24 protein-coding genes are annotated in these 23,387 nt (G+C 73.4%); 13 read left to right on the top strand and 11 right to left on the bottom strand.

The features are described 5' to 3' along the window. Positions 1-3: 3 nt before the first annotated feature. The 6 genes from AB0C12_RS27370 (at position 4) to AB0C12_RS27345 (ending at position 5,840) form a co-directional block, all read left to right on the top strand. Positions 4-906 carry a GNAT family N-acetyltransferase gene (locus AB0C12_RS27370; RefSeq protein WP_360552677.1) on the top strand — a complete coding sequence of 301 codons (903 nt, stop codon included), beginning with the start codon at positions 4-6 and terminating at the stop codon, positions 904-906. Next, the gene (gene menC / locus AB0C12_RS27365) at positions 903-2,009 is read left to right on the top strand and encodes an o-succinylbenzoate synthase (protein WP_360552676.1); all 1,107 of its coding nucleotides are present in this window, start codon (positions 903-905) and stop codon (positions 2,007-2,009) included. The genes AB0C12_RS27370 and menC overlap by 4 nt, the downstream gene beginning before the upstream one ends. 116 nt (positions 2,010-2,125) lie before the next feature. Then, entirely contained in the window at positions 2,126-3,739 is a 1,614-nt protein-coding gene (locus AB0C12_RS27360) for a helix-turn-helix domain-containing protein (RefSeq protein WP_360552675.1), read from the top strand. Positions 3,740-3,743: 4 nt separating this feature from the next. Next, entirely contained in the window at positions 3,744-4,172 is a 429-nt protein-coding gene (locus AB0C12_RS27355) for an SMI1/KNR4 family protein (protein WP_360552674.1), read from the top strand. Positions 4,173-4,256: 84 nt separating this feature from the next. After that, complete coding sequence (locus AB0C12_RS27350) at positions 4,257-4,940, top strand: DUF998 domain-containing protein (protein ID WP_360552673.1); 684 nt, start codon at positions 4,257-4,259, stop codon at positions 4,938-4,940. Between the two features lie 45 nt (positions 4,941-4,985). Further along, a complete protein-coding gene (locus AB0C12_RS27345; RefSeq protein WP_360552672.1) occupies positions 4,986-5,840 on the top strand; it encodes a phosphotransferase in 855 nt (284 codons plus the stop codon). A 164-nt stretch (positions 5,841-6,004) separates the two neighbouring features. Here the strand turns inward: AB0C12_RS27345 and AB0C12_RS27340 are convergent, their stop codons facing one another. The 6 genes from AB0C12_RS27340 to AB0C12_RS27315 form a co-directional block, all read right to left on the bottom strand. Continuing rightward, the gene (locus AB0C12_RS27340; protein WP_360552671.1) at positions 6,005-7,480 is read right to left on the bottom strand and encodes a CoA-binding protein; all 1,476 of its coding nucleotides are present in this window, start codon (positions 7,478-7,480) and stop codon (positions 6,005-6,007) included. Between the two features lie 62 nt (positions 7,481-7,542). Continuing rightward, positions 7,543-7,743 (bottom strand): DUF6767 domain-containing protein, encoded by a 201-nt coding sequence (locus AB0C12_RS27335; protein ID WP_360552670.1) that lies wholly within the window; start codon positions 7,741-7,743, stop codon positions 7,543-7,545. Next, positions 7,740-7,937: a DUF1918 domain-containing protein gene (locus AB0C12_RS27330; protein ID WP_360552669.1), complete on the bottom strand. Its 198-nt coding sequence runs from the start codon at positions 7,935-7,937 to the stop codon at positions 7,740-7,742. Before AB0C12_RS27330 ends, AB0C12_RS27335 begins: the two co-directional genes overlap by 4 nt. A gap of 118 nt (positions 7,938-8,055) precedes the next feature. Further along, a complete protein-coding gene (locus AB0C12_RS27325) occupies positions 8,056-8,889 on the bottom strand; it encodes an endonuclease/exonuclease/phosphatase family protein (RefSeq protein ID WP_360552668.1) in 834 nt (277 codons plus the stop codon). A gap of 72 nt (positions 8,890-8,961) precedes the next feature. Further along, complete coding sequence (locus AB0C12_RS27320; protein WP_360552667.1) at positions 8,962-9,666, bottom strand: VIT family protein; 705 nt, start codon at positions 9,664-9,666, stop codon at positions 8,962-8,964. Positions 9,667-9,751: 85 nt separating this feature from the next. After that, positions 9,752-10,300, bottom strand: coding sequence for a DUF2231 domain-containing protein (locus tag AB0C12_RS27315; protein WP_360552666.1), 549 nt, complete (start codon positions 10,298-10,300; stop codon positions 9,752-9,754). Positions 10,301-10,446: 146 nt separating this feature from the next. On the opposite strand from AB0C12_RS27315, the gene AB0C12_RS27310 reads away from it, so the two are divergent. Both AB0C12_RS27310 and AB0C12_RS27305 read left to right on the top strand, forming a co-directional pair. After that, positions 10,447-11,124, top strand: coding sequence for a response regulator transcription factor (locus AB0C12_RS27310; protein ID WP_360552665.1), 678 nt, complete (start codon positions 10,447-10,449; stop codon positions 11,122-11,124). Between the two features lie 44 nt (positions 11,125-11,168). Continuing rightward, positions 11,169-12,356, top strand: a complete 1,188-nt coding sequence (locus AB0C12_RS27305) for a HAMP domain-containing sensor histidine kinase (protein ID WP_360552664.1) — start codon at positions 11,169-11,171, stop codon at positions 12,354-12,356. A 22-nt stretch (positions 12,357-12,378) separates the two neighbouring features. Here AB0C12_RS27305 and AB0C12_RS27300 read toward each other — a convergent pair whose 3' ends face one another. After that, positions 12,379-13,368, bottom strand: coding sequence for a YafY family protein (locus tag AB0C12_RS27300; protein ID WP_360552663.1), 990 nt, complete (start codon positions 13,366-13,368; stop codon positions 12,379-12,381). Positions 13,369-13,453: 85 nt separating this feature from the next. On the opposite strand from AB0C12_RS27300, the gene AB0C12_RS27295 reads away from it, so the two are divergent. Further along, the gene (locus AB0C12_RS27295; RefSeq protein WP_360552662.1) at positions 13,454-13,879 is read left to right on the top strand and encodes a VOC family protein; all 426 of its coding nucleotides are present in this window, start codon (positions 13,454-13,456) and stop codon (positions 13,877-13,879) included. A gap of 46 nt (positions 13,880-13,925) precedes the next feature. Here AB0C12_RS27295 and AB0C12_RS27290 read toward each other — a convergent pair whose 3' ends face one another. Both AB0C12_RS27290 and AB0C12_RS27285 read right to left on the bottom strand, forming a co-directional pair. Then, the gene (locus AB0C12_RS27290) at positions 13,926-17,657 is read right to left on the bottom strand and encodes an NACHT domain-containing protein (protein ID WP_360552661.1); all 3,732 of its coding nucleotides are present in this window, start codon (positions 17,655-17,657) and stop codon (positions 13,926-13,928) included. Beyond that, positions 17,654-18,556, bottom strand: coding sequence for an alpha/beta hydrolase (locus AB0C12_RS27285; RefSeq protein ID WP_360552660.1), 903 nt, complete (start codon positions 18,554-18,556; stop codon positions 17,654-17,656). The genes AB0C12_RS27290 and AB0C12_RS27285 overlap by 4 nt, the downstream gene beginning before the upstream one ends. A gap of 115 nt (positions 18,557-18,671) precedes the next feature. Between AB0C12_RS27285 and AB0C12_RS27280 the strand changes: the two genes are divergently transcribed. The 4 genes from AB0C12_RS27280 to AB0C12_RS27265 all read left to right on the top strand — a co-directional run bounded on the left by AB0C12_RS27280 (position 18,672) and on the right by AB0C12_RS27265 (position 22,291). After that, entirely contained in the window at positions 18,672-20,135 is a 1,464-nt protein-coding gene (locus AB0C12_RS27280) for a wax ester/triacylglycerol synthase family O-acyltransferase (protein ID WP_360552659.1), read from the top strand. 318 nt (positions 20,136-20,453) lie between these two features. Next, positions 20,454-21,137: an alpha/beta fold hydrolase gene (locus AB0C12_RS27275; RefSeq protein WP_360552658.1), complete on the top strand. Its 684-nt coding sequence runs from the start codon at positions 20,454-20,456 to the stop codon at positions 21,135-21,137. Between the two features lie 78 nt (positions 21,138-21,215). Beyond that, positions 21,216-21,935 carry an ANTAR domain-containing protein gene (locus AB0C12_RS27270; protein ID WP_360552657.1) on the top strand — a complete coding sequence of 240 codons (720 nt, stop codon included), beginning with the start codon at positions 21,216-21,218 and terminating at the stop codon, positions 21,933-21,935. After that, complete coding sequence (locus tag AB0C12_RS27265; protein WP_360552656.1) at positions 21,932-22,291, top strand: helix-turn-helix transcriptional regulator; 360 nt, start codon at positions 21,932-21,934, stop codon at positions 22,289-22,291. Before AB0C12_RS27270 ends, AB0C12_RS27265 begins: the two co-directional genes overlap by 4 nt. Before the next feature lie 21 nt (positions 22,292-22,312). On the opposite strand, the gene AB0C12_RS27260 is transcribed toward AB0C12_RS27265, so the two are convergent. Further along, complete coding sequence (locus tag AB0C12_RS27260; RefSeq protein WP_360552655.1) at positions 22,313-22,597, bottom strand: hypothetical protein; 285 nt, start codon at positions 22,595-22,597, stop codon at positions 22,313-22,315. A 132-nt stretch (positions 22,598-22,729) separates the two neighbouring features. Continuing rightward, entirely contained in the window at positions 22,730-23,386 is a 657-nt protein-coding gene (locus AB0C12_RS27255; RefSeq protein WP_360552654.1) for a 3'-5' exonuclease, read from the bottom strand. Between the last annotated feature and the right edge of the window lies 1 nt (position 23,387).

Genomic DNA, 23,387 nt, shown 5'->3' with positions numbered 1-23,387 from the left:
AGGATGAGCAGGCCCGAGAACCTCACCGGCCTGCAGACCGGGCCCGAGCCGAACCACCTCGACGCCGCCGTCGACGAGGCCGTCGGACAGGCCCAGGCCGCCGCCGCGGCCGCCGGGGTGGACGTGCGCGCCCTGACCGACTTCGGCGACCTCGACCAGGCGGTCCGGCTGCTGGCCCGGATCTGGGGCCGCGACGCCAACCCGCCGATGAACCTGGAACTGCTGCGGGCGTTCGGGAAAGCGGGCAACTATGTCAGCGGTGCCTTCGTGGGCGAGCGACTGGTCGGGGCGTGCGTCGGCTTCTTCCACGCCCCGTCGGAGGACGCCCTGCACAGCCACATCGCCGGGGTGTCACCCGAGATGACCGGGCGCGCGGTCGGCTTCGCCCTCAAGCTGCACCAGCGGGCGTGGGCGATGAGCCGCGGCGTCGACCGGGTCGCCTGGACGTTCGATCCGCTGGTGGCCCGCAATGCCCACTTCAACGTCGTGAAGCTGGCCGCCCGCCCGATCGAGTACATGCCGAACTTCTACGGGCTCATGCTCGACACCCTCAACGGTGACGGTGACTCCGACCGGCTGCTCGTCCGGTGGTCCTTGCGGGATCCGGCCGTCGCCGACGCGTGCGGCCGATCGGGGGAGCACCGGCCGGATCCGGTGCCGGTCGCCGGCGCGGTCGTGGCCGTGGGGACGGCGGCGGACGGTTCGCCCGCGCCCGGCCGTCTCGACGGCGCGATCAGCCTGGTGGCCGTCCCGCGGGACATCACCGCGCTGCGGGCCTCGGATCCGGCCCTGGCGGCGCACTGGCGGCGTGCGGTGCGCGACGCGATGACGGGCCTGCTGGCCCAGGGCGCCGCTGTGGTCGGCTTCGACCGGGCCCGGGGATACGTACTGCGGAGGGAACCATGAAACTGACCGGCTGTGAACTGCGGTGGCTCACCATGCCGCTCGTCGGCCCGTTCCGTACCTCGTTCGGCACGGTGACCAGCCGCGAGATCCTGCTCGTGCGCGCGGTCACCGAGGACGCCGAGGGCTGGGGCGAGTGCGTGGCGATGGCCGCGCCGGCGTACTCCTCGGAATACACCGAGGCGGCCGCCGGGGTGCTCCGCGACCATCTCGTGCCGGCCCTGGCCGCCGCCGCACCGGCGAACGCCCTGGCCGTCGCCCCGGCTCTCGCCCCGATCAAGGGTCATCGGATGGCCAAGGCGGCCCTGGAGACGGCCGTGCTCGACGCCGAGCTGCGGGCCGAGGGCCGCTCGTTCGGCCGGGAGCTGGGCGCCGTCCGCGACCGGGTGCCGTGCGGCGTCTCGGTCGGGATCATGGACAGCATCCCGGCGCTGCTCGACGCCGTCGACGGCTACCTGAGCGAGGGGTACGTCCGCATCAAACTCAAGATCGAGCCCGGCTGGGACGTCGAGCCGGTACGCGCCGTCCGGGAGCGCTTCGGTGACCAGGTACTGCTGCAGGCCGACGCGAACACCGCCTACTCGCTGTCCGACGCCCGGCACCTGGCCCGCCTCGACCCGTTCGACCTGGTGCTCATCGAGCAGCCGCTGGACGAGGAGGACGTGCTGGGCCACGCCGACCTCGCCCGGCTGATCCGTACCCCGGTCTGCCTCGACGAGTCGATCACCTCGGCCGCCTCCGCCGCGGCCGCGATCCGGCTCGGGGCCTGCCGGATCGTGAACGTCAAGCCGGGCCGGGTCGGCGGCTACCTCGAGGCCAGGCGCATCCACGACGTTTGTGCCGCGCACGGCGTACCGGTCTGGTGCGGCGGCATGCTGGAGACCGGCCTCGGCCGGGCCGCCAACGTGGCCCTGGCCGCGCTGCCCGGCTTCACGCTGCCCGGCGACACGTCGGCCTCCGGCCGCTACTACGCGGCCGACATCACCGAGCCGTTCGTCCTCGACCAGGGACATCTGCCCGTGCCGACCGGTCCCGGCCTGGGCGTGACCCCGGATCCGGCCCGGCTGGCCGAGGTGACCACCCGCGTCGAGTGGATCTCGATGTGAACGGGGGCAGCGCGTAGCCCGGGGCCCCTATCGTGAGAGCGACGTCCAAGGCTCAGGGAGTGCCCATCGCCGTGAATCCCGTCCCCTCGGCACGCCCCCGAGCGAGCCTCGGCCGCGTGCTCGACGACCTCGGCTCCATGCTGCTGGAGCTCGTGCACGGCGACCCGGAACGCGCCGAGCCGGTCGGTGCGGTGGTCATCCACGATCCGGAGGACAGCCCGGTGCTGCCGCCGCACGCCCTCGTGCTGGGCGTCGGGGTCAGCGACCCGGCCGCGATCACCGAGCTCCTCGCCGGGATCGGCGCCCAGGACGCCGTCGCGCTGGTCCTGCGCTCGTCGGTTCCGGCCCCGCCGGCGGTGCGGGCGGCCGCCGACCAGGCCGGGGTGGTCCTGCTCGGACTGCGCCGCGGAGCCCCATGGGTGCACCTGGCCGCGATGCTGCGTTCCCTGCTCGCCGAGGACGAGGTCGGTGTGGCCCAGCAGGAATCGCTGCTGGGGCTGCCCTCCGGCGACCTGTTCGCGGTGGCCAACGCGATCGCCGCGCTCATCGACGCGCCGATCACCATCGAGGACCTCAGCTCCCGCATCCTGGCCTTCTCCGGCCGGCAGGAGGAGGCGGACCCGTCGCGGGTCGAGACGATCCTCGGCCGGCACGTGCCCGAACGCATCGAGCAGGAGCTCACCGACCGCGGGGTGTTCCGCGACCTGCTGCGCACGGACCAGCCGGTGCGCATCGACCCCATCGGCGACGGCCGGCACGGCTTCTCGCTGCCCCGGCTGGCGATCGCGGTCCGGGCCGGCGACGAGGTGCTCGGTTCCATCTGGGCGGTGACCCCGCACGGGCTCACCGAGGAACGCACCGAGGCCTTCCGCGACGCCGCCAAACTGGTGGCGCTGCACCTGCTGCGGCTGCGCGCGGGCACCGACGTCCAGCGCCGGCTGCGGATCGACCTGCTGAGCTCCGCGCTGGAGGGTGGCGCGGGCGCCCGGGCCGCGATGGAACGGCTGGGCCTGGCCGGACAGCCGGTGCTGCTGCTCGGCGCCACGCTGTCGCAGAGTGGCGCGCAGCGCCCCGACGACCCCGCCTTCATCCAGGAGCGCCAGCGCCTCAGCGACGCCTTCGCGGTCTACCTGCACGCGGTCCAGCCGCGCAGCACGACGGCGCTGGTGGGCGGGACCGCGTACGGGCTGCTGCCGACCGTCGCCGGGGCCGACGAGGCCGACGCCCGCGGCCGTCGCCTGGCGGCCGACTTCCTCGACCGGGTCGGTGACCGGCACCGGCCGGTGGTCGGCATCGGGCCGGTGGCCCGGGACATCAGCGAGCTGGTGCAGGCCCGGGCCGGCGTCGACCGCACCCTGCGGGTGCTGGCGCAGGCCCGCGGGGACCGGCGCACGGCCGGCATCGACGACGTCTACGTCGAGTCGCTGCTGCTGGAGCTGCGGGACCTGGCCGCCCTGCGGGGCGACCGGCCGACCGGCGGGATCCGCCGGCTCATCGAGTACGACCGCAGGCACGGCAGCCACCTGGTCGCGACCCTGACCGCGTGGCTGGACCACTACGGCGACGTCGTGGCCGCCGCCCAGTCGTCGTTCGTGCACCCGAACACGTTCCGCTACCGGTTGCGCCGCCTGGCCGAGGTCGGCGGGATCGACCTGGGTGACCCCGACGAGCGGTTCGCGGCGATGCTGCAGCTGCGGCTCAGATCCGGGGCCGGCGAACAGAAGGAGTGAGACCATGGTGACCTGGGTGGACGGGGCGATCGATGACCCGCGGCCGGCGTCGGACACCGCGGTGCGAGAGGCGCAGGACGAGCTGGAGGTCATCCTGCCCTCGGAATTCCTGGCTGTCGCACGGATCCATCAGGGCGCCGCTCCGGTCCCCGCCCGGATCGACCTGCCGGACGGCTTCAGCACCGCGGTGGATCATCTCCTCCATTTCGAGGACTCGCCGTTCGTCAGCAACATCGTCGCCGCGATATTTCCGCTGCTCGATGTGCTGGACGAGGGCATCATCCCGTTCGCCGCCGATGCGGGCGGCGACTTCTTATGCTTCGACTACCGCGCTGACAACGATCACCCGTCGGTCGTCTTCTGGAGCGTGGACTGGGGGGTGGTACCGCTGGCGCCGACCTTCGCCGGCTTCCTGGGCATGCTGCATGACTAGGGACGGCGACAGGGCGCCCACGGATCAGACCAAGCCTGTCAACCACGGTTGACGCCCTCGGTGCTGTCAACTACGGTTGACAGCATGACCCTGCTGACTTCCCTTGCCGCTGCCAGCCCGGCCCGGCCGCCTTTTCGCCGTAGTCGGCTTCTCGTGGCCGGTCTGCTGGTTGGTCCTCTTTTCACGGCGGCATACCTCGCCGAGGGCATTTTCCGTGGCCGCGGATACTCCCAGCTGCGTCATCCGGTCAGCTCGCTCGCTCTCGGGCCGCAAGGCTGGCAGCAGATCGTCACCTTCGTCGTTTGCGGACTGCTGGTGGTGCTGTTCTCGATCGGTCTGCGCCGCGCCCTGCGCCCCGGTCCCGGCGCGCTGGCGCTGCCGCTGCTGGTGGCGGTGTGGGGCATCGGACTGATCGGCGCGGGTGTTTTCGTCACCGATCCCGTCGGCGGCTATCCGACGGCCGCAAGTCCGGTCACCTGGCACGGTCAAGTGCACGACCTGGTCTTTTCTCTGCCCGGCTTCGCTGCGCTGGCCCTCGCCATGGTGACCGCCGCCGTCGCGTTCGCGCGCCGTCGATCGGGCTGGTTCGCGGTGTGTTCGGCGCTGAGCGGGGTGGCATTCGCCGTACTGTTCTCCTTCGCGACAATCGGTTTCGACGGTGTCGACCCATGGGCGTCCGCCGCGGGACTGTGGCAGCGGCTCTGCGTATCTGTCGGCTGGCTGTGGCTGGTGCTCCTGGCGTCGCATCAGCGCCGGGCGAGCCACTGACAAGCCCGAACGTTCGGCGGTGGTCGCCCCGTATGATGTCCCGTTGTGACCTCTGCGCTCGGAAATCTCTCTCCGCGGCAGCGGGAACTGGTGGACCAGTGGCTACCCGCGGCGACCGTCGAGAAGGACCACAGCTGGGGCCTGGTGGCAACCACTGTCCTCGAAGTCACCCACGCCGGATCACGATTCATCGTCAAAGCCGGCGGCGAGGATGACCATCACATCCAGCGGGAGCTGCACGCCCATCTGCACTGGCTGGACCCATGGACCAGCCGGGGCCGCGCACCGGCTCTGGTGCACGGCAGCGCGGCCGCCAAGCTGCTCGTCACCCGCTATCTGCCCGGTGAACTGGTGCTCGGCAGCGAGCACGCCGACGAGCCCGCCACCTATCGGCAGGCCGGCGAGCTGCTGGCTCTGCTGCACGGCCAGAGCGTCGTCACGGACGACGACTACGAGAGCCGGGAGAACGAGAAGTCACTGGCATGGCTCAGCCGGCCACACCGGATCGCCGCGTCCACGGTGGAGCGGCTACGAGCCGAGATCACGGCCTGGCCGACGCCGCCCGCGACTCTGGTACCCACCCATGGCGACTGGCAGCCTCGGAACTGGCTCATCTGTGACGGCGTCGTGAGCGTCATCGACTTCGGCCGGGCGGCGTCGCGTCCGGCCCTCACGGACTTCGCCCGGCTGGCGGTCCAGGACTTCCGCCGCGACGCCGAGCTCGAGACGGCCTTCCTCGACGGGTACGGGACCGACCCCCGCGAGCCGGCCGCGTGGTACCGCAACCGGGTCCGCGAGGCGATCGGCACCGCGGCGTGGGCCTACCGGGTGGGTGACGAGTCGTTCGAAGCCCAAGGCCATCGCATGATCGCCGAGGCGCTCTCGTCCGGACGAGTCTGATCCTTCAGCCCGCGGCGCGTGGTCTCACTGGCGAATGAACGTCGCCGGCAAAAATTCGTCGCCGAGCAGGATCGAGTGGCGAGCCGTTCTGTAGTCGGCGGCCGGGTGCATCGACGGGATGCGGTGGCCGTCGTGGGCGGCGACCGTACGGATCGATCAGGTCATCAGCGCTGGATGGACGCTCCTCTCCCGGCTCGCGGCGCGTACTCGGGATCAGCGGGGCCGGACCAGGTCGTGACCGTCCGGCGGATCGCGCCGCGTTCCGGGTCGGGGCGGCGGGCCGGCGGGAACCGCCGCCAGGCGGCGTAGTCGCGGGCGTGGGCCAGCGCCCGGAGGGCCTGCTCCGGCTCGCGGAAGATCGGGACGGTGGTCCGGCCGAACCGGTGCACGTCCGCGGTGCCGCCGGTGCTGATCGCGGCGATCGTGAGACGCGGATGGCCGTCGAGGATCGGCGTCAGCGCCGCCAGCTGGGCGGCGAGCACGGTCGCGCGGGTGCCGACCAGGACCAGCAGCAGGACGTCGGTCTCGCCGCTGACCGCGACGGTTTCGACGGCGTCGGCGATCCGTGCGGGCAGCGCGTCGATGCCGAGGTCGACCGGATTGCCGGATCCGGCCGGGCCGGCGGACGCCGGGAGCTGGGCCCGGGTCGCACAGCTCAGCGGCACGACGTCGAACCCGTACGTCCGGGCCCGGTCGGCCGCCAGCGCCGTGAGGCCGCCGGCGTTGCCGACGATCGCCATCCGGTTGCTGCCGGGCAGCGGCTGGTCGACCAGGATCCGGGCGGTGTCGAGCGTTTCACCGACGCTCGCCGTGCGGATGACGCCGGCTTCGGCGAGCAGCTTCTCCCGTACGGGATCAGCGGCGCCGGTGATCGCCAGCACGGGCTTGCGCCGGCCGAGGAACCAGGCCGCACGCGCGAAGCCGGCCGGGTCGCTGAACGCGTCGGGGGACAGGGCGACCGCGCGGGTGGCCGGGTCGTCGAGCCAGTAGTCGAGCAGGTCGCCGCCCGAGAGGTCGATCGCGTCGCCGAGCGAGACGAGGCTCGAGATGCCGCAGTGCTCGCGTACCGCGTCGGCCAGCAGCGTGATGCCGACGGCGCCGGAGCGCACCGCCAGGGCGAGGCCGCCGCTGGGCGGGCGCAGCGGTGACAGGCTCGCGTTCAGCCGTACCCGTGGATCCGTGTTGAGGACGCCGAGGCAGCCCGGGCCGAGCAGCCGGATGTGGTGCCGGCGGGCGATCCGGAGGATCTCCCGGCGCCGCCCGTCGCCCCACGGATCGCCGCCGGGCGGCCCGGTGCCCAGCAGGACGGCGCCGCGGACGCCGAGCCCGCCGGCGTCGCTCAGGACGTCCGCGATGTCGCCGGTGTCCACGGCGACCACCAGCAGGTCGACGGGGCCGGGCAGGTCGGTGACGGCGCGGTGGGCGAGCACCCCGCACACCGGGCGGCCGGAACCGTTGACCGCGTGGAGCCGGCCCGGGAAGCCGTAGTCGCGGAGTGCGCGGATCGTCTCGTGGCCGGGACCGCCGCGGCGTCGTCCCGCGCCGACGACCGCGATCGATCGCGGGGCCAGGATCCGGCGCAATGCGCCCGCGGCTTCCTGACCGGAGCCGGTCGCGGCATGGCTGTCGCGCGGCGTCATCGTCGGCCTCCGCATCCTCGCGCTTCGCCCAGCGGCCGTGCGGCCCGACGGGTCCGGTCGATCTACCGCGCCACCGGGTGGCTCGTGGCGGCGCGGTGGCGTACCGCGGCGGTGTGCACGCCGGCCCGCAACTCGTCGTCGGTCATCACCAGCCACACCAGCGGGCAGTCCCGCGGCCCGGTGGCGCCCATCTCACACAACGTGCAGGGCTCTCCGGGACGGACCGGGCACCGAGCATCCGGACGCGCGCGCTCGCTGTTCATGCCGGCCGGGTCGGGTGCTCGATGTGGGTCTCCGGGCCCGGGAAGATCAGGCCGACATGCCCGTCGTCGAGCCACCGTACCTCGTACGGCGGGGTGCCGTCGGCGTGCCGGAGTGCCATGATGACGCCGACGCGGATCCGGTCACCCACGTGCGTTCCCTTGACGACGATCCGGTCACCGACCTGGGCGATCATGGATGCCTCCCGGCTCGAACGGGGCGGTGGCCCCGCCACCGCCGGTCGATGTGGAGCATGGCATCGCGCCGGACCCCTGGACCAGGGCCGATGGTCCCGCCGGGGCAGCGTGGGACCGTCACGATGAAGGGCTGGCCGCCACGTCGAGGTCGGCCACGACGCCGGCGTGGTCGCTGAGCCACACCCCGTCCACCGGGCGGTCGGCGATCAGCCGCGCTGTCACGATCCGGGCGCGGGCCTGCGGATGGGCGTGCGCGCTGCCGACGAACACGTAGTCGATCCGCCGGCGGTGACCGGGCTGGCCGATCACCCTTTCGATCTCGGCGGCGGCCAGCGGATTGTCCACCGTCCAGGTGTGACCGGGCCCGTCACCGGCCGCGGCCCAGGCGTCGTGATAGTGCGCGCTGCGCCCGTGCAGGGCCTGCAGCCCGCTCAGGTAGCGGATGCTCGACGCGTCCGGGCCGGCGTTGAGGTCACCGGCGATGATCGTCGGCAGCACTGCCCGGTGCCGGGCGTCGAGCTCGGTGATCTCGGTGGCCTGACGCTCGCGGGCGGCCTCGGCGTCCAGCCGCCACGGCGTGGTGGGCACGATGAACAACTGCTCGCCCAGCGACGGCACCGGAACCGTCGCGGCCAGCGTCCACCAGTGGACGTCACCGGTCCGGTTCTCCAGGACCTCGCGGATCCGGTGGGGCCGGCGGGTGGCGATCGCGGTCCCGCCGTACCGGTCGCCCTCCGGCGGCAGCCGGTCGAGCAGGCCGGCCTGGTGGGTGGTGTGCAGACCGGTGCCGGCGACCAGCTCGGCGAGCTGGTCACGCCGGGCGGGGTAGCAGACCTCCTGGAACGCCACCAGATCCGGCGCCAGGCGCCGGATCTCCTGATTGAGCAGGCGGGTCCGGCGTGGGTCGCCCTGCTCGTTCTGCACGTTGATCGTCACCACGCGCAGGCGCATCCGCCCCCCTCTCGCCGCCCGTCAGCGTAGCGATCACCGGACCCCCAGCGGGGGCGGAGGCAGCCGCGGGTCTCAGCCCACGCCCGCGCCGACCAGTTGACCGATGCCGAAGGTCACGGCCATGGCCAGGGCTCCGCCGACGACCAGACGGGCGACCGCCCGTCCGACGCCGGCCGAACCCAGTCGCGCGCTGAGCGCACCGGTCGTCGCGAGCGCCAGGATCACCACCACGAACGTGACCGCCACCCGCAGGTGCGGCGGCGGCAGCAGGATCGCGACCAGCGGAAGCAGCGATCCGACGGTGAAGGCGAGCGCCGAGGCCGCGGCCGCGTGCCAGGGGCTGGTCAGCGCGTCGGGGTCGATCCGCAGCTCGATCTCGGCGTGGGCGGCGAAGGCGTCCTTGGCGGTGAGCTCCCGCGCCACCCGCCGGGCGGTGTCCTCGCTCAGGCCCTTGGCCGCGTACAACGCGGTCAGTTCGTCCAGCTCCTGCTCGGGGAAGTCGGCGAGCTCCCGGCGTTCCTTGGCCAGCAGGGCCCGTTCGGAGTCGCGCTGGCTGCTCACCGAGACGTATTCGCCCAGGGCCATCGACACCGCGCCGGCCACGAGGCCGGCGACTCCGGCGGTGGCGATCGGGCCACCGGCCAGGGTCGCACCGGCCACGCCGACCACCAGACCGGCGGTCGAGACGATGCCGTCGTTGGCCCCCAGGACCCCGGCCCGAAGCCAGTTCAGCCGTCCGGCGATCGCCGTGGTGTGCGGTTCGCCCGGATGGGTCACGTCCCACCTCCTCGGTGTCGGGTCTGCCTGCTCGCCAGCGTGCACCGCCCCGGACGGGCCGGGAAGAGCCGATCGGCCCGTGCCCTCAGTCGCCGTCGGACCCCTGCGGCGTGGCGGCCGAACTCACGGTCCCCGTCCAGGTGGCTTTCGCGCCGGAGTCCCCGATGCGGTAGACGTCGTAGACGGCGGCGACGGCGAAGCCGACCGCCAGCACGGCGATGATCCTGGTCACCGTCATCGACAGCGGCGCCAGGTAGGTGCGCCGTGCGGTCGCGACGGTACGCTCCGAGCCGCCCGCCGACGGCGCGGCCGGTGCCTCACGGTGCCGCCACCAGATCACCAGCGCCAGGACCGCGACCGGGACGGCGGCCCAGATGGCGGTGTCGCCGAGCTCGGTGTGGGTGTGCAGCAGAGCTGTCTCGGTGACGCGCTGTTCCAGCCATTCGCCGGCGCTGGTCGTGATGGGCACGAGGATCACGACGAACACGGACAGCAGGGCGTTCGGGCCGGCGAAGCGCCGGCGGAACGCGGGCCGGACGGCGGTGAGGACGAGCAGCACCGCGGCCAGGGGGAGCAGGACCACGACGGCGTGCACGAGCAGGATGTGCGCCGGCAGCCCGTTGATGGTGCCCATGGAAGTCCTTCCGGAGAGGCGGAAAAGGCCGGCCCGGACCGGTGGCGTGGCCCGGGCTCTCTGCGGAAGGCTAGGGAGTGAATCTTCGAATCCTCCCATTTTCGCCGGAGACGCTGGTGAGCGTGCCGGCCTGCGAGAGTGACACCATGACGGACACGGTTCTGCCCCCGGCGAGGGTGCTGGTGGTCGAGGACGACCGCGAGCTGGGTCCGCTGCTGCTGCGGTTGTTCCGGAGCGCCGGCTACGAGCCCGATCTGGCCCCGGACGGTCAGGCCGGCCTGCACCTGGCACTGACCCACCGGTACGACGTGATGATCCTCGATCGCGGCCTGCCGGCGATCGACGGCCTCGACCTGCTGGGCCGGCTCCGCCGGTCCGGGGTCACCGTTCCGGCCCTGGTGCTGACCGCGCTCGGCACGGTGTCCGACCGGGTGACCGGCCTGGACAGTGGTGCCGAGGACTACGTGGTCAAGCCGTTCGAGGTCGAGGAGCTGCTGGCCCGCGTCCGTGTGCTGCTGCGTACGCGCGTCGCGACGGCGGAACGGCTGACGGTCGGTGGAGCCGCGTTCGACCTGATCACCCGGACAGTGACCCGCTCCGACGGTGCGGTCGTGGCGTTGTCGGGCCGCGAGAGCGACCTGCTACGCCTGCTGGCCCGCCATCCGGCGCGTGCGTTCACCCGCGAGGAGATCGTCGCGCGGGTCTTTCCCGACGCCTCCGGTGTCGCCCTGGTCGACACCTACGTGCACTATCTGCGGCGCAAACTCGGAGCCACGGCGGTGGCCACCGTCCGGGGCGTGGGCTACCGGCTCGGACGCGCCTGATGCGGGGAAGGCGGGCACGGCCCGGTCCGGATCAGGCCCTGTTGTTGCGGGCCCGTCGTGTCATCGCCGTGCAGACGGCGGCCGCGATCACCGTGAGCCTGCTCATCGCCGGGCTGCTCGCCCTGGTCGTCGTCACCCACAGCCAGGACGCCGCCGCCGCGGCACTGCTCCGGCAGACCGCGGCGACCGCGGAGGACGTGGACGACCCGCCGCCGGACGTGTGGATCTTCGTTCAGGACGCCGGCGGCCGGATCAGGGCCACCGAGGACGCTCCCGCCGGCTTGCCCGACCGCGGCGCGCTCGGCCGGGTCCACGCCGGCGGCGCCGGCGAGTCGACCACGATCAGTGGACGGGAGGGCGGATACCTGGCGCTGACCAGGCAACGGGGAACGCGGACGGTGCAGGTCGTGCTGAGCCGGCACGAGCAGCACGAGGAACGTGAGCGGCTGCTCGGTGCCCTGCTCGCCGGGGAGGTGGTCGGCCTGCTCGTGGCGGTGCTGTCGGCGGCGCTGCTCGCCCGTCGCGCCACCGCCCCGCTGGCCGACGCGCTGACCCGGCAACGGCAGTTCGTCGCCGACGCCAGCCACGAGCTGCGCACCCCGCTGACGCAGCTGCACACCCGGGCCCAGCTGTTGCAGATGGACGTGCGCGCCGGTGTGGACCGTACCCAAGTCAGCGCGGACGTCGACGAACTGGTCACCGGTACCCGGCACCTGGGTGAGGTCGTCGAGGACCTGTTGCTCTCCACTCAGCTCAGCCGGCGCGACGACGCTCGCGTACCCGTCGATCTGGGTGTCGTCGCCGCGGCCGTCGTCGCCGATCAGGCCCCGCGGGCGGCGGCACAGCACGTGGAGCTGACGTTGCTGCCCGACGCCGACGGGCCGTCGGTCGTGCCCGGTCATGAGGTCGCCCTGCGGCGCGTGCTCACCGCCCTGGTCGACAACGCGCTGAGCCACACCCCGGGCGGTGGACACGTCCGCGTCGAACTCGGCCGGGACGCCGCCGTGGTCACCGTCGTCGTCCGCGACGACGGCACCGGCTTCGACCCGGCCGACACCGAACGGCTGTTCGCCCGTTTCGCCCGGGGCGGCCAGGGCGATCACCGCCGCTTCGGGCTGGGGCTCGCGCTGGCCCGGGAAGTCGTCACCGGGCACGGGGGCACGATCGAGGCCTGGGGTGCACCGGGGAGCGGCGCCGCCTTCACCATCCGTCTTCCCGCGGGGAGCAGCTGACCGATCCCACTCGATCAGCGGGTCAGCGTCCCCGAGCGCTCGCCCCGGCCGCGGTCCGGGCCAGCCGGCGGGCGAGAAGACCGAAGGCGTCGGCCAGCTCATCGGGACCGACGACCTCGATGTCCGCGTCGAACCTGGCGATGGCGGCGGCCAGGGCCGGCCAGGACCATGCACCGAGGGTGAGCCGGCAGCGGCCGGGACCGGCCTCCTCGACGACGCCGTCGCGGCTGTAGAGCGCAACGTCGGCAGCCGGCCGGTCGAGGAGCACTGTGCCCTGGCAGGGCCAGTCGCCTGAGCTGTCCCTGGAACCACGGAACTTGCTGATGACAAAGCCGGCGACGTCCCCGCCGGGCAGCTCGCGGGGGGTGAACCGGGGACCGTTGGGGGTGCGCACAGCCATCCGGTCGGCGCGGAAGGTACGCCAGTCCGTACGGTCGAGGTCCCAGGCGACGAGATACCAGCGCCCGTCCCAGGTGACGAGGTGGTGCGGCTCGGCCCGGCGCGGAGGCGCGTCGGCCTGCTCGGCGCCGTAGTCGAAGCGCAGGACCTCCCGGGCGTGGACGGCGGCGCTGATCGCCAGGAGCACGTCGCCGTCGACCGGCGCGGCGGGGCGAGCGGAAGGCCGCTCGACGGCCGTGACCCGCAGAGCGCTGACCCGGTGCCGCAGCCGGGCCGGCAGGACCTGCCGGATCGTGGTCAGTGCGCGCGCGGCCGCCTCGGCCAGACCGCTGCCCTCGGTGGTCGCGGCGAGCTGCAGGGCGACGGTGAGGGCGACGGCCTGGTCGTCGTCGAACAGCAGTGGCGGCAGTTCGGTGCCGGCGCGCAACCGGTAGCCGCCGTCGGGCCCCTTGGCCGCGGCGATCGGATAGCCGAGCTCCCGGAGCCGGTCGACGTCCCGGCGCACCGTCCGCAGGCTGATCTCCAGCCGGTCGGCCAGCAACGTGCCCGGCCAGTCCCGGCGGGTCTGCAGCAAGGACAGCAGGGCCAGCAGTCGGGCGGAGGTCTTCGGCATGACGGCGATTCTGCCCGAAGAAGAGGACACATCCTGTCACCTACGGCTGCGATTCTCGAGTCGACCAACCGAGACAGGAGTCATCATGAGCGTCACCACCACGACCCACCTGAACTTCCGCGGCGACGCCCGGAAGGCGCTGACCTTCTACCAGTCGGTGTTCGGCGGCCAGACGGTCCTGCTGACCTACGCCGACGCCCACAACGTCACCGACCCGGCCGAGGCCGACCAGATCATGTGGGGGCAGGTCCAGGCCCCGAACGGCTTCCACGTCATGGCCTACGACGTACCCGGCCACCAGACCTACAGCCCGGGCGACAAGCCGGTCTTCGTCTCGGTCCGCGGCACGGACGAGGCCGAGCTCACCACGTACTGGAAAGCTCTGTCCGACGGCGCGACCGTCGTCCAGGACCTGGGCCCGGCCGGCTGGAGCCCGCTCTACGGCATGCTCACGGACCGTTTCGGGGTCACCTGGGTGCTGGACGTCGCCGTCGAGTACAGCGCCGGCTGAGCCGCCGTACGCGGGGCCGGCGCGGAGGGCGCCCCCGGCCCCGCGTTCAGGATTCCGGCAGTCCGGCGGGGCGCACCGGGTCCAGACGTGGCCGGCTGAGCAACAGGCGGGCCAGCCGGAGCGGCACGGTGAACCGGGCTCCGTCGAGGACGGCTTCCGTCCGGCGGCGGATGGTGCCGAACTCGGGCCAGTCCGTCGCACCGGTCCACTGCCCTCGAGGAAGGCCGAAGAAAGCCAGCTGCAGCTGCCAGGTCCGTGCCCGAGGCAACCAACGGTCGCGTACCGCCTCGGCAAGCAGGAGCCGTGCGGCGCCGGGGTCCCATTCGGCCACGGCGATCAGCGCTCTGCGGCGGTGCTGCCCGCGTATGCCGGGGTCGCGGGCCAGGCCGGCCAGCGCGTCGATGCCGGCGGCGGCGGGCAGCAGCGCCGCGGCGGCGGTGACGCGCAGGCGGGCCGGGGTGGCCGGGTCGGCGGCGAGGCGCTGGAACCGGGCGAAACGGGCGGGCGGATGCCGGGGCGGGGCCGAGAACGGCGAGCCCGGGGCCAGAGAGCCGGGATCGCCGAATCTGTGCCATTCGCCGTGGTCGAGCAGCTCCGCCTCTTTGTCCTGCCACGACTCGTTGAGGCCGTCGGTGAGCAGGAGGACGAGATACTCACGACGACGGGTGGAGGTCACCGGATCGTCGAGCATCCGGCGTACGAGCTCCTCGTCCCGGTGGACCCGGGCCAGCCGGATCGCGGCGGCGAACTCGGTCCGCGGCGAGCCGGGCAGGACGGCGAGAGCCTGCCGGGCCATTCCCGGCCCGGAGCAGCGGCGTTCGGCGGCCAGGACGCGAAGGCGGGCCGGCTGCCACCGGCTGACGGCGATCCGGCGCAGCGCCTCGGTTCCGGCCGGCTCGTCGACGCGGCGCAGGGCGACGGCGACGGCCAGGCGCCGCAGCGGCGGCATGAGTGGGTGTACGTGGCGCCGCAGCCACCGCAAAGACTCTCCGTCGCCGTGCTGGGCGAGCAGCCGGTGCATCTCCGTCCGCCGTGGCCAGGGATGGACCCGCCGTGGCCAGGAGCGCCGGTGCGGTCGCAGCAGGTCGCGTAGCTCTGCGCCCGCCCGGCGGTCGCCGAGCCCGACCAACCCGGCCAGCAGCACCGCCCGCACGTCGGGCACAGGCCGCCCGGCGAGCGCCCGGTGGAGGCTGCCCGGTTCGCCGCGGCGGACCAGCGCGTCGGCGGCGGCGATGCTGAGGGCGCCCGGGACGGCGGGGGACTGCGGCCAGGATGACGCGGCGACCGGCCCGGACGTCATCCGCTCCAGGATCGTGGGGTCGCCCGCCCGGGCGAGCAGGGCGGCCGATCCGTACGTGAGCGGCACCGAACCGGATTCGGCGACCAGCGTGCGGAGGAGGTCGCCCATTCCCAGCGGGTCCCGGCAGGCGAGCTCGCGAGCCGCGAGGAAGCGCAGCCAGGTGACCGAGCGAACGCCGTTGAGCAGGCCGTCGCCGCGGGCCAGTCCCCGCAGGGGACCGGTGTCACCGCGTTCGGCGATGAGCACCGCGGCGCGGAATCGGACCACGGGGTCGGCCTGCGGCTCGTCGAGCAGCGCTCGCAGCGGACGTGTGTCGCCGTCGTCACCGAGCACGGTCGCGGCCTCCAGCCGCTGCCGATCACTCACCGCAGGATCGCCCGCCCGCCGGGAGAGCACGAGCCGGCCGATGCGGCCCAGCGGGCGCTCCGCCCAGGCGTCCGGCGCGTCCATCGCCTCCCGGACGGGCTCGGCCGCAAGCCCGCGGGCGTCGAGCGCGGCGGCCACCCAGTTGCGGACGTCCCGCGGCGCCGTCCGCATGACCTGGCGTGACGCCCGGACGCCGGCGGCCTGGTCGACGTCGGCGATCGCGTCGGCCAGGACCGCGCGCACCCACGGTTCGATCCCGGCGTCGTCGACCAGCGCGGCCATCCGGGTCAGCACGTCCAGGTCCGCGCTCAGCTCCCGCAGGACCCGCAGGCATTCGGCGGCCGCAGGAGCATCCCGGACGAGCTGGTCGAACAGCGCGGTCAGGACCTGCCGCCGGGTGCTGTCAGTGACCGGTACCCCGTCGGCCACCATGTCCCCGGCCGCGACGACATCGCCGAAGTCCTCCACCAGGGTCCGCACCAGGTGATCGGACTCCGGCTGCCGGGCGGCGGCGAAGGCAGCTCGGCTGCGCGCACCGGGATCGGCGGCGAGGGCGTACCACGCGCCGGCGTCGAAGGTGGCGGCGGTAGCGCGGGCGGCGAGGAACTCGGCGAAGCTCTGGTGAGCGAAAGCCAGCCGGCCCTGCCGGGGGACCAGCAGAGCGGTCGCCCGCAGGATGTCGTCGACCGTCTGCCGGGCTCCCGGCAGAACCGCGGTCAGCGGATGCGGCGCGTTGCGGTCCAGCCAGTCCAGCCCGGCCGCTACGAGATCTGCTGTCGGGTCGGTGAACCGGGCCGTGCCCACGGCGTCGAGCAACCCGGCGATGATCGCGTAGAAGTCGTCGTCGAACCATCGCGCGACGTCGATGCCGGGCCGACCCCGCGCCCGCAGCGCCGGAAGGAAGGCGTCACGCACCGAGGACAGGTCGCGGCGTCCGTCCATCAGGTGGTCGATGAAGCGCTCGTACAGCATTGTGCGGCTGGTGGGCAGGGCCTGGCTGCCGGTCTGTTCGAACACCATGGCGGCGATCGTGGCCAGCAGCGGTACCCGGGCGACCGGACCCAGTCTCGCTCCCGAGAGGCGGGCCAGGAAGAACGCGGCCTTGCCGGCCGCGGCCCGCGGGTCGCCGGGCAGCCGGGCGGTGAACCAGCGCCCGGCGAATTCGCCGAGATCGGCGCGGTCGAACGGGCGCAGCTCGAACTCCTCGACGCCGGGCCGGCGCAGCTCCGCGAGTTCCACGGCGGGCAGGGGGCGGGACGTGACGATGATCCGCCAGGGCGAGGCCTGCTGGTCCAGGAGCCGGCGCAGGCGCCACAGCAGTCGCGACCGGGCCCCGGTCCCGATCACCTCGTCCACACCGTCGACGATCACTCGCCAGGTGGCGGCCGGGTGGGGTGGCCGCCGGAACAGGGCCGCGTCGGCCGGCACGCCGAGGTCCCGCGACGCCGCGAGCGCGAGGGCTTCCGGCAGGTCGTGGTCGCTGAGGTCGGACGCCGGGCAGGCGATGGCCACCTGCGGCGTACGCCCGGCCGAGGCCCGCCGGGCGGCTTCGGCGACCATCGTGGCGACCATGGCCGACTTGCCCGATCCGGCACCGCCGAGGATCAGCGTGTGGGCCGGCAGTTCCAGCAGTTCATCGACGCCGGTGAGCACCTGCCGATCATCGCTGCGGGCGCCCACGACCGAGACCCGGCGGCGGACGTAGATCTCGGACAGCGCCGGGACGTGCAGGCCGAAGAACCGGTAGCGGTGGGTCACGTCTGCCTGCTGGGCCCTCAGCAGCTCGTCGAGCCAAGGCGACCGGTCCGGCTCCACGGGCCGGGTGATCGGGCGCGGCCGCAGCACGATGATCACCGCGGCGATGCCGAGCACCGGCAGCGCCCACGTCGCCATGGCGTTCGCAGGGCCGGGAAGGCCGGGCCGGAAGCGGGCGCCGAGCGCCAGCAACCCAAGAATGACGATCGCGGCCAGGGCGGCTCGCCACCCGGGGCCGTACGGAGGCGCACCGCTCCTCGAACGGCGGGCGAGAAGCAGAGAGAGTACCGCCGCGGCCGCGCCCACGATGGAACCCAGCCTGTCCGCGAGCTCCAGCCACGATGCCAAGCTGCTCACGCCCGGATGCCCGACGGACACTCCGCGTCGTTGGCGCCTCGATCCGCCACGGCGGTGATCTCCGCGGCGATGTCCGGCTGCAACGCCGCGGGCAGGTCGTGTCCCATGCCGGAGTAGACGACGAGTTTCGCGCCGCGCAGCGCGCGAGCAGTCGCGAGACCGCCCGGCAGCCGCACCAGCGGGTCGGCCTCCCCGTGGATCACCAGCGCCGGCAGCCGCAGCGTCCGCAGTTTCGGCCGCCGATCCTCGGCGGACAGGATCGCGGCGAGTTGCCGGCGGATGCCGGCCGGATCGTGTGCTCGGTCGTGACAACGCCGGGCGACCTCGCGCAGCCACTCTTCGTCGTGCGGATGGCCGGGTGAGCCGATCACCCGGAAGATGTCGACGACCTGCTGGGCCGCGGCTTCCCGACCGGGCGCCGGCCGGCGCAGCAGCGCCGCGACGGCGCGCGGACCCGGACGCCCGATGCGAGGCGACGGCGTGGCGGAGATGGACGTCAGCGACCGGACCCGGCCGGGCCGCAGACCGGCCATGGTCTGCGCGATCATGCCACCCAGCGACACCCCCGCCACGTGGGCGCTGCGCCAGCCCAACGCGTCCAGGACGGCCAGCGCATCGCCGGCCATGTCGGCCAGGTCGTAGCCGGGCGGGCGGCGCCGGGCGAGCGACAGCAGGGTCGGTGAACCCAGCCCGACGAGATGGGTGGACAGCCCGACGTCGCGGTTGTCGTATCGGGCGACCCGGAAGCCCGCGCCGGTGAGCAGGGCCCGCAGCGAATCCGGCCAGAACAGCAGCTGCAGGCCCAGGCCCATGATCAGCAACAGCGGCTCGCCGCCGGGCGGACCTTCGACGTCGTAAGCGATCCGCACCGCGCCGTGCCGCGCGAAGCCCTCGGTCATGCCCTTGAGCCTGGGCGCGTCCCGGCCGGGCAGCGAGGGCCGGACGTCCCGTGTGCGGGCCGTCCGGCCCTGGCTCCCCAGGCGTCGCGCAGCGCACGGTGATGGTGGCCGACCGGTGCTGACCGAGGAGGATGTCGTGGAGTACCTGAGTCCGTTGGACGCGTCCTTCCTGGACGCCGAGGACGAGGATCCGAACGCCTCGCTGGCGATCGCGTCGATAGCCGTGCTGGACGGTCCGGCCCCGAGCCAGGCCGACTTCACCGCGGCGATCCGTGCCCGCCTCCCGCTGGTCCCGCGCTACCGGCAGAAGGTACGCCGGGTCCCGTTCAACCTGGGACGGCCGGTCTGGGTGGACGATCCGGACTTCGACCTGGACTTTCATCTGCGCCGGACCGCCCTGGCCGAGCCCGGTGACGACGCGGCGCTGCAACGGCTGGTCGGGCGGGTGATGACCCACCGCCTGGACCGGGAACGGCCGCTGTGGGAGGACTGGCTCATCGAGGGGCTGCCGGCGGGACGCTGGGCCCTGCTGTCCAAGGTGCACCACTGCCTGCTCGACGGGATGGCGGGCAATCAGCTCTACCGCCTCATCTGTGATCCCGAACCCCGCCCGCACCGGCCGGTGGAGGAGGACCGGCAGCCTGTTGCGGGCGCCGGACCACTCGACCTGTCCCTCGACGCGCTGGGCCAGCTGGCCCGGGTCCCGTTCGACCAGGCCCGCCTGATGGCGTGGGCAGTGCGTTCGCCGGCCACTGCGGTCCATCGGCTGCGGGAGGCGACCCGCGGCCTGGTCACGCTGGCCGCCGGTCTGACCCCGACGGTACCGACGTCGCTGGCCGGCAGACTCGGCCGGGCCCGCCGGTACGCCGTGGCCCGTACCCCCTTGGCCGACATCGCCGCCGTGGCCAACGCCTGGTCGGTCACGATCAACGACGTCTACCTGGCCGCCGTGGCCGGGGCGTTCCGGCGGCTCATGCTGGACCGCGGCGAGGAGCCCGCGCCCGGTGCCATCCGCACGCTCGTGCCGGTGAACGTGCGCGGGTTCGACCAGGAAAGCGTGCTCGACAATCGGCTGGCATCCATGCTGGTGCTCCTGCCGGTGGAGCTCGAGGATCCGGTGCAGCGGCTCCAGGCGGTGCACGAACGGGTCGCCGAGCTGCGCGCCAGCGGCGAGGTGGAGGCGGCGGCGGCCCTGGTGGCGCTGGCCGACCACGAACCGTTCACGCCCGTCTCCCTGATCATCCGCACCGCCCTGCGGCTGCCCCAGCACGCCATCACCACGGTGACCACCAACGTGCCCGGCCCGGACCGGCAGCTGTACATCCTCGGGCGGCCGATCCGCGAGATCCTGCCCTATGTCCCGATCGCCGAGCGGATCCGCATCGGCGTCGCGGTCTTCACCTACCGAGGTCAGGCCGCCTTCGGCGTCACCACCGACTTCGCGTCGGTGCCGGAGGCCGACGTGTTCGCCGGACTGCTCTCCGCGGAGGTGGCGGTTCTGCGGGACGCCTGCCGGCCGAAGCGGCCCAGGTCTCCGCGCCGACGCGCGGGTGCGACAGCTCGTGCGTCGCTGTCGTGAGATGTCCGAACGGTCCGGTCACCGGTTCTCGCCGGTGCGGTGATCGTGAGCTAATCTCGGGCCATCCGGTACGCCAGAGCCGACTGCGCACGCCGGCGCGCCGCGGGAGGCGCCAACATGGTGTCATCACAGGTGCCCGACCGTTCCCTTCCCGGCCCGGAGTCACAGGGTGGTGGTGCTTCCGGGCCCGGCGCGGGGCCGTGGACGCCGGGTTCCGCTCACCCGGGGCGGGCGCCGGAGCCCCACGAACACCCGCCGCACTGGCTGTTGTTGTGCACGGACGTCGGACGCGCCCTCGGCGGCGCGGGACTGAGTGCCATGGGTCGCACGGTCCTGCGGGCGGCGCCACGCGGAGACGGGCACCCCGTGCTGGTCCTGCCCGGTCTCGGTGCGGGGGACGCCTCCACGATCGTGCTGCGCCGCACGCTGCGCCGGCTCGGTTACCGGGTGCACGGGTGGAGCCTCGGTCGTAACCGCGGTCCCACTCCCGAGGTGATCGAGCACGTGCCGCGCCTCGTCGCCGAGCTCGCGGACCGGCACGGTGAGCGCGTCAGTGTCGTCGGCTGGAGCCTGGGCGGCATCTACGCCCACGCCGCGGCGCGCGTGCATCCCGGCCGGGTCCGTCAGGTGATCACGCTGGGCAGTCCGATCCGCATGTCGCACCCCGCCCAGACCCACGCGATGGCGTACTACAACCGGCATGTGCACCGCCACGTACCCGAGCACCAGCTGCCGCCGTCGGAACTGGCCCAGACTCCGCTGCCGGTACCGGCGACGTCCATCCTGTCGCGCTGGGACGGCATCGTGTCCTACCGGGCCTCGCTGCATCCGCCGCGGGAGCGGCACGAGAACATCGCCACCGTCAGCAGCCACTTCGGACTGGGACAGCATCCCGCCGTGCTGTGGGCGATCGCCGACCGCCTGGCTCAGGCGCCGGAGGACTGGCAGCCGTTCCGACCCCCGGGTTTGCTGCGTCCGCTCTTCCCACCCGTCCCCGACTGACGGGCCGTCCGCCTCTGCCGCCGTGCCGGGCCGAGCCTGATCCTCAGTGTGCGGGGCGGTACGGGGAAGGCGCGCAACGTGAACACGGATGAGGAACTCGCTCAGAACTTCGCGCGGCTCGCCGTCTCCCTCGTCCTGCCGGACGGCGCCGAACTGCGTGAGCGGATCGCCGCGGCGGCGCCGGTCCTGGTGCCCGGTTGTGAACAGGCGGCGCTGTCCCTGCTGGACCGCCACGGTGGCATCGTCACGGTCGCGGCGACAGGACCGGCCGCTGCCCGGGCCGGCGAGATCCAGCAGGAGGTCGGCTCCGGGCCCGGTGTCGACGCCATCCGTGTCACCACGCTCTGCCGGGTGGGTGACCTGCTGCTGGCGGGGGAGTGGCCGGAGTTCAGCCGGCGTGCCGCTCGTCAGGCAGGCGTCCGCAGCATGATGGCGGTCCGGCTCAGTGCCGGGGACCACGTGCTCGGCGCACTCAACCTGTACGCGAGCATGCCGTACGCGCTGGGCGCTGCTGCGGCGGCCCGGGCCGAACCGCTCGCCGCCCACTCCGCCCTGGCTCTCGCGGCGGCTGCCTGCCGAAGACGCTGCGCCGAGCTGGAGGAGGCCCTGCAGTCGAGCCGGTCGATCGGTATCGCCCTGGGCATCGTCATGGTGCGGCTCCGGGTGAGCTCGTCGGAGGCTTTCGACGTGTTGCGCCGGTGCGCGTACCGGCAGCGCCGTAAGGTTCGCGAGGTGGCTGCCGAGATCGTGCTGACCGGCGAGGTGCCCGAGGCCGGACGACGGACAATGGACCGATGAGCGGGAACGTGGGCGTTCCGCCGAGCCTCGGCGAGATCATCCGGCGCCGGCGGGAGCAGGCCGAACTGCCGATGCGCCGGCTGGCGTCGATGGTGGGCATCTCGGGGCCGTACCTGTCACAGATCGAGCGGGACCTGCGAGCACCCTCGGAACGGGTGCTCCGGGGCATCGCCGGCGCCCTGCGGACCACGGCGGACGCGCTGCGTGGCGAGGCCGGGCCGGGCGACGCGATCCCGGGGGTGCTGTCCGCGATCGCCGCCGATCCCCGGCTCAGTGCCCGGCAGCGGCAGGCGCTGACCGAGGTCTACCAGGCCTTCGTGGCAACGGGCGGGCACGACGATCGGCCCGGGGATTGACCCGGGCCGATGCGCTTGCCGTCACCGCAGAGCCGAGCGTGCTGTCTTGACGTACGCGGCGCCGACATCTTCGATCAGGCCGGCGCTCAGGGTGAGCGCGGCCCTCATCCACGGGTACGGAGCGATCCGCGCGGCGTCCTTCTCGAACGCCACGACGTCGGCCACCCCGCGCTCATAGGCGTTGATCGCCAGGTTGCCGGTCTCGCGGCCGAGACGGCGGGTGCGATCGCGGCTCGTCCCGGGCTGCATCGTCGTCTTCTTGGCAGGTCCGGCCGGGTGAACGGCCTTCGTGGTCGCGGCTGTCATGACTTTCGCCTTCTTTCTGCGACTCGATCCTTCAGTTAGCAGGTTAGCCATTTCCAGCTAACGCCGGCAGAGCTGGACGACCCGTGTCCGGCCGGGCCGGCGTGCCCCCGCGTGACGGACCATCGGAACCGGTCAGTGCAGGCGATGATGCCGGGAGATCGCGCACAGCTGCCGCACTGTCAGCGGACGCGGGTTGCTGCCGGTGGGCACCCGGTCCAGGCGGGTGGCCAGCGCCAGAAACAGCTGCGCGGTGGTGAACGCGTCGCCCAGGGCCTGGTGCGGGGTGTGGACGGGCAGACCCAGCTCGTGGGCGGCGTTCTCCAGGTTCGGTTCGGCGACCGGATCGCGGTCGGCCAGGCGGCAGGCCCGCAGCAGAGCAGCGGTGTCCACCACGGCTCGCGGCAGGGTGCGTCGCCGCAGCGCCAGCGCCCGGTTGAGGAACGCGCGTTCGACCCACGCCGCGTGCGCCACCAGGATCCGGCCGGTCAGCAGGCCGGCGAGGTCGTCCACGACCTCGTCGAGGGTGGGCGCACCGGCCAGGTCGGCGGCGCGCAGACCATGCACGGTCATGGCCGGAACCGACACCGCCCGCGTCGGCCGCACCAGACTGTAGGCGGTGCGGCCGCACGGGATCCGGGCTCGGGCCACGATCGCTGCCCCGTAGGCGACGATCTCGTCGTGGCGCAGGTCCAGGCCGGTGGTCTCGAGATCCATGACGCAGAACTCCGCCTCCCGCCACGGGGTGTCCGGGTGCGGTACGGGCAGCGGCGCCCGCCGGCGGAGTCTCATC

The sequence above is a fragment of the Actinoplanes sp. NPDC048967 genome, assembly GCF_040649415.1.
Lineage (GTDB): Bacteria > Actinomycetota > Actinomycetes > Mycobacteriales > Micromonosporaceae > Actinoplanes.
Note: the sequence above shows the minus strand (reverse complement) of the source record. Positions and strands in the feature narration are given on the sequence as shown.